Here is a 5,364-nt window from a genome sequence, read left to right as displayed (position 1 = left end):
CCCCTAACTTCGCCGCGCGTGTTTTCTTTGTTTCCTCCCCCGGGTGCACACCCTCCCCCCCCCCCCCGGCCCCCGGGCCCCGGCCCGCCGCCGGCGCCCCGCCCACGGCCGTGTCCGGGTCCCCGGACCGGGGGTCAGTAGACCAGGGCCTGCGCGCCGTCCTGGATCGTCTCCTCCACGAACGAGGGGGCTCCTGCGATGCGCACACCGTCCAGGAGGTCGTCCTGGGTGAGGTCCCGCCGCGCCGCGCACTGGGTGCACACCGTGACCCGGCCCGCGGCGAGCACCGCTTCGAGGAGGTCCTTGAGGGGGGCGGCGTGCGGGAGGGAGAACTCCTCGGCGCGGCCGGGGACGGCGAACCACGCGGACTCACCGGTCAGCCAGAGGGAGACGTCGACCCCGCTGGCCAGGGCCGCGGCCGCGACCGTGAACGCCTGGTTGCACCGCTCGGGGTCGTTCTCCCCAGCAGTGACCTTGATCACCAGGGAACGAGACATGGTCGCCACCCTACTCACAGCGCGGTGAGGGTCAGGACGGCACCCGCCACCGCGCAGAACCCGAGCGCCGCGGTGAACACGATCGCCTCCGTGCGCCGGGGCGAGACCCGGACCGGCTGCTCGCCCACGCCGTGCTCGATGCTGATCGTGCCCCCCTCGGGGGCGGCGAGGAGCACGCGCCCGTCACGTACCCGGAGCTGACCGGTGACGCGCACGCGGGTGCCGGGCCGGAGCACCCACTCCCTGTACTCGAACTCGATGGTCTCCCCGCGGAAGACGCCGGAGATCCGACCGCGCACACGGGGCAGCAGGTCGTCGGCGGGCGAGGCCACGCCCGGTTGCGGTCTGCCGACCACACGCTTCAGACACAGTTCGGCGCCCTTGGGCCCGGTGTCCCCGGGGACGACGAGGACCCGGTCGGGGTCGTCCTCGCGCCCCTCGGCGACGAGGCCGAAAAGGGTGTCGGAACCGTAGTCGGCGATGGAGTCGCAGGCGCGCTCGCGGACCGCGCCCTCGGCCCGGTCGCGGTTGAGCGGCCAGTAGTGGCGCAGCACCTCGTGGCCGTGCCACACGCACTCCACACCGGCCAGACCGGACGTGATGGGGCCGTCCGGGCCCGGGGCCGCCACACCGGTGAGTGTGACCCTCTGTCCGTCCTGCGCCGCGAGGGCCCCCGGCCGGAGCTGGGCCAGTCCGCGCTGACGCAGCCAGCGCCGCAGGGCGACGACGGTCAGAGGGAGGAGGACCACCGCGGCCACGAGCAGCGCCGAACCGATCACCAGTAACACAGGCCGCCCCTTATGGAAGTGCGTCGGAGGTCTACGTAGGCGGTTGGCGTAACACCCCGTGGCCACACCGCGTTGGTGACAATCTTTACCAGTTCTTCGGGAAACCGGGGCCAATTGGGCATGGCCGGACCACGGCACGGGAGTGGCGGTGGCCACCGTTCGCACGCCGGTGGTCACCGCCACTGGTCAGCCGCCGCTACGCTCTGGTGTCATGGACGCTGAGGCACACCCCGATCTGGCGAAACTGTCCTTCCTGATCGGCCGCTGGGAGGGCGTCGGCGTCGCCGGTTACGCCGACGTGGACGAGTTCCAGTTCGGACAGGAGATCGAGTTCACACACACGGCCGGTCTTCCGTACCTGGCCTTCACGAGCAGGGCCTGGCGGATGGGCGCGGACGGCAAACCGGGTGAGCTCGTCTCCGAGGAGTCGGGCTACTGGCGCGCGCGCCCGGACTCCGACGCGGAGAAGCGCGGGGAGGGTGAGCAGGTCGTGCACCTGGAGGCGCTCATCTCGCACCCCGAGGGCTTCACCGAGGTCTACCTGGGCAACGTGTTCGCCAACCGGGTGGAGATGCACACCGACGCGGTCGTGCACACCGAGACCGGTATCGACGCGACCGCCTCGCACCGGCTGTACGGCCTGTTCGGCGACGACCGGGAGACGCTGGGGTACGCCTGGGACCTAGCGGCGGGCGGCCACAGCCTGCGCTCGTACATGTCGGCGCAGCTCAAGCGGACCGACGCGAAGAAGTAGGGGCGGGGTCCGGGCACGGACAGACCCCGGGCTTCCTCCCGCCGCGAGGGCGGGGCCGGTCGGACGAGTCCGGCAGCCCGGGGTCCGGGTGTCCGTCTGGGATTCGCTACGGGCGACGCCGCGCGAACGCGAGCGTCGCCCTAACGGACGGCCACCTCGCCAGTCCTGAGATCAAGCACTCTCAGACCACCTCCTTTCTTGCGTGACACCGACAGTACGTCCCCTGGAAGCCCTCGGGCAAATGTTTTTTCTGTGCGCGAAAGTGCAGGTCAGAGCCTCGTTTCCGGTCCCGCTGCGGGGCGGCTAGTCTCGGCGGTATGACTTCGCCGCTGATGAGCACACCGGGCGCCGTGAGCGCCGAGTCCCACGACTCCGGGGTCGCCGCCCACTACGGCGACCCCGCCCACGAGGGTCGTGCCATGGAGCGTTCGAGCGCGTGGGTCGACCGGAGCAACCGGGGCGTCGTGCGGGTGAGCGGGCCCGACCGCCTGGGATGGCTGAACGACCTCACCAGCCAGCTGACCCGTGGCCTGGCCCCCGGGCAGGCCACCGAGGCGCTGGTCCTGGACGGCAGGGGTCACCTCCGCCACCACCTGTCCCTCGTGGACGACGGCGAGGCGACCTGGATCCACACCGAGCCCGGGAGCGGGGCCGCGCTGGCCGCCTTCCTGGACTCCATGCGGTTCATGCTCCGCGTCGAAGTGGAGGACCTGGGCGACACGCGGGCGGTCCTCACCGTGCTCGGCCCGGACCGGGCCAAGGCCGTCGAGGCGGCGTCGCTCGGCGACGTGCCCGCGCGCTCGGCGGAGGACGGCACCGACCTGTTCCTGCCCGTCGAGCGGCTGGCCACGGCCGCCGAGGCGCTGACGGCCGCCGGAACGCGTCCCGCCGGGATGTGGGCGTACGAGGCGCAGCGGATCGCCGGGCACCGGGTCCGTCCCGGGCTGGACACCGACGACCGCACCATCCCGCACGAGGTGGACTGGGTGGGCAGGGCCGTCCACCTGGAGAAGGGCTGCTACCCGGGCCAGGAGACGGTCGCGCGGGTGCACAACATGGGGCGCCCTCCGCGCCGACTGGTGATGCTTCACCTGGACGGCACCGCGGAGCGCCTGCCGGAGGTGGGCAGTCCGATCGAGCTGGACGGCCGCTCCGTCGGCCGGGTGGGGACCTCGGCCCGGCACCACGAACTGGGTCCGATCGCGCTCGGCGTGGTCAAGCGCTCCGCTCCCGTGGACGCCGACCTGGTGGTGGAGGGCATCGCCGCCGGCCAGGAGGTCGTGGTGGATCCGGACACCGGGGCCAACGCGCAGATCACCCTGCGGCGGCGCCCCCGTTAGGTTCCGGTCGGGCGGCCGGCGTGCCCGGGCAGCCCGTCAGTTCGGGCCGAGCCGCTCCTGGCCGTTGATCAGGACAGCGGAGAACTCGGTCCCGACGGGTACCAGGAACAGGATGTGGGTGGTGACCGTCTCGCCCGGGAGGATGTCCTCCCAGAAGTAGTCGTACGCCACCGTGTACTCGGCCTCCGGATCGTTCATGTACTCCTGCCCGTCGGTGGCCAGCCCGACCGATCCGACCGGGTCGAAGGCCGCCGGGGCGGAGCTGATGTTGGTGACGTCGAGCCGGAGGATGAAGTACTCCTGTCCCGGGGGTGCCGTGTCGTGCATGCCCATGCCGTCCGTGATGGTCGGGTCGGTGTAGGCCGTCTCCACCACCACCTCGAACGCCCCGGTCCTGACGACGGCACCGTCGTACGATCCGGCTGGGACGGGCTCCGTCCCGCCGCCCTCCTGCGGCGCCTCCGGTGCGGCGGTCTCGGGCCCGGGTGACTCCGGCTCGGGTGACTCGGGTTCCGGGCTCGGGGCCGATCCGGGGCCGCCCTCGGGTTCCGTCTCCTCCTCGCCCACGACGACCTGGATGCTCGGGGCGGGGACGTTGCCGAGGGTGACGACGGTGGCGACACATCCGGCCGCCGCGAGGAACACCGCCACGAAGATGGCGAGCACGCGTACGACGGAGCCCCGCCCGGAGGTTGGCGGCCGTTGGTCACTGGCACTCATATACCTGTGACGCATATCACTCTTCGGGCATTCCTGAGTTGTGCCCTCTTTGCCCGGCGACCCACCCCTGGCGGCGCCCTCCACCTCCAGGTCGAGCACGGCTCGCTGACCGTCACCCTGGACCTGCCCCGCACGGAGCGGCCCCGGACGCGGGCTCCTCGGAGAAGGCAGAGGGCGCACCCGGCACGGCGTGACCGCGCGGGCCCCGGCGGACCGTGTCCCCCGGGGCCGCTCGTACCGGTCAGACCGTCAGGACGATCTTCCCCCGGGTCCGACCGGTCTGGCTCAGGCGCCAGGCGTCGGCCGCCTCCGAGAGCGGGAACGCGCGCTCGACGTGCACGGAGAGCTTGCCGTCGTCGGCGAGCCGGGCCAGGTCGACGAGGTCGGCGGAGTCGGGCCGGACCCACACGTAGTGACCGCCCCGCGCCAGGATGTCGGCGTCCGCGATGGACACGACACGGTCCGCGGCGCCCACCAGCGGAAGCGAGAGCTCTGCCACTCCACCGCCGACGAAGTCCAGCACGGCGTCGACTCCCCCGGGCGCCAGGCCCCGGACGCGGTCGACGAGCCCTTCCCCGTAGACGACCGGTTCGGCGCCCAGGGAGCGCAGGAAGTCGTGGTTGCGCTCGCTGGCCGTACCGATGACGCGGGCGCCCCGCGCCACCGCGATCTGGACGCCGAACGCCCCGACACCGCCGGCTGCGGCATGGACGAGCACCGTGTCACCGGCCCCCACGCCGACACGCCTCAGGGCCTGGTGGGCGGTCAGGCCCGCGAGCGGAACCCCTGCGGCCTCCTCCCAGCTCAGCGGCACCGGCTTGGGGGCGATCATGCGCACGCTCGCGGACACGAGTTCGGCGTAGGTGCCGTTCTTCGCCCAGTCCTTGCGGGCGTACCCGTAGACCTCGTCCCCGACCCGGTACTCGGTCGTGTCGAACCCGAGCCCCTCGACGACTCCCGCGACGTCCCACCCGGGGATCAACGGGAAGCCCGCCTCCATGACGGGGTCGAGTGCTCCGGCCGCGACCTTCCAGTCGACCGGGTTCACGCTCGCTGCCTTCACGCGGATCAGGACCTCACCAGGGGCGACCTTGGGATCGGGAAGCTCCATGAGGGCCAGGTCGTCCGCGGAACCGTACTGTCGCAATGCCATTGCCTTCATGAACCGGAAAGCGTCGCATCCGGCCGGAACATTCCAACGGCCCTTCCCCCGGGCCGGGTCCGACCGGGAACACGGCGGGGCCCGGCGGACACGGAGTGGATCC

Annotated in this window: 6 protein-coding genes; 2 read left to right on the top strand and 4 right to left on the bottom strand. The window is 72.2% G+C overall.

All coding sequences use genetic code 11. The features are described 5' to 3' along the window. Positions 1 to 134: 134 nt before the first annotated feature. Together ACFWTE_RS18365 and ACFWTE_RS18360 are read right to left on the bottom strand one after the other, a co-directional pair. Positions 135 to 497: a DsrE family protein gene (locus tag ACFWTE_RS18365; protein WP_378780720.1), complete on the bottom strand. Its 363-nt coding sequence runs from the start codon at positions 495 to 497 to the stop codon at positions 135 to 137. Positions 498 to 511: 14 nt separating this feature from the next. Continuing rightward, positions 512 to 1,285 (bottom strand): GIDE domain-containing protein, encoded by a 774-nt coding sequence (locus ACFWTE_RS18360; protein WP_378780718.1) that lies wholly within the window; start codon positions 1,283 to 1,285, stop codon positions 512 to 514. A 211-nt stretch (positions 1,286 to 1,496) separates the two neighbouring features. On the opposite strand from ACFWTE_RS18360, the gene ACFWTE_RS18355 reads away from it, so the two are divergent. Both ACFWTE_RS18355 and ACFWTE_RS18350 read left to right on the top strand, forming a co-directional pair. Continuing rightward, the gene (locus ACFWTE_RS18355) at positions 1,497 to 2,039 is read left to right on the top strand and encodes an FABP family protein (protein ID WP_378780717.1); all 543 of its coding nucleotides are present in this window, start codon (positions 1,497 to 1,499) and stop codon (positions 2,037 to 2,039) included. Positions 2,040 to 2,356: 317 nt separating this feature from the next. After that, complete coding sequence (locus ACFWTE_RS18350; RefSeq protein ID WP_378780715.1) at positions 2,357 to 3,379, top strand: YgfZ/GcvT domain-containing protein; 1,023 nt, start codon at positions 2,357 to 2,359, stop codon at positions 3,377 to 3,379. A 36-nt stretch (positions 3,380 to 3,415) separates the two neighbouring features. Here the strand turns inward: ACFWTE_RS18350 and ACFWTE_RS18345 are convergent, their stop codons facing one another. Next, complete coding sequence (locus tag ACFWTE_RS18345; protein ID WP_378780714.1) at positions 3,416 to 4,045, bottom strand: DUF4352 domain-containing protein; 630 nt, start codon at positions 4,043 to 4,045, stop codon at positions 3,416 to 3,418. Positions 4,046 to 4,340: 295 nt separating this feature from the next. After that, positions 4,341 to 5,261 carry an NADP-dependent oxidoreductase gene (locus tag ACFWTE_RS18340; protein WP_378780713.1) on the bottom strand — a complete coding sequence of 307 codons (921 nt, stop codon included), beginning with the start codon at positions 5,259 to 5,261 and terminating at the stop codon, positions 4,341 to 4,343. Between the last annotated feature and the right edge of the window lie 103 nt (positions 5,262 to 5,364).

Source organism: Nocardiopsis sp. NPDC058631 (genome assembly GCF_042716955.1).
GTDB lineage: Bacteria > Actinomycetota > Actinomycetes > Streptosporangiales > Streptosporangiaceae > Nocardiopsis.
Note: the sequence above shows the minus strand (reverse complement) of the source record. Positions and strands in the feature narration are given on the sequence as shown.

Coding starts and splice junctions, on each gene's coding strand:
- ACFWTE_RS18350 (WP_378780715.1), top strand. CDS start 2,357: ATGACTTCGCCGCTGATGAGCACACCGGGCGCCGTGAGCGCCGAGTCC.
- ACFWTE_RS18355 (WP_378780717.1), top strand. CDS start 1,497: ATGGACGCTGAGGCACACCCCGATCTGGCGAAACTGTCCTTCCTGATC.
- ACFWTE_RS18365 (WP_378780720.1), bottom strand. CDS start 497: ATGTCTCGTTCCCTGGTGATCAAGGTCACTGCTGGGGAGAACGACCCC.
- ACFWTE_RS18340 (WP_378780713.1), bottom strand. CDS start 5,261: ATGAAGGCAATGGCATTGCGACAGTACGGTTCCGCGGACGACCTGGCC.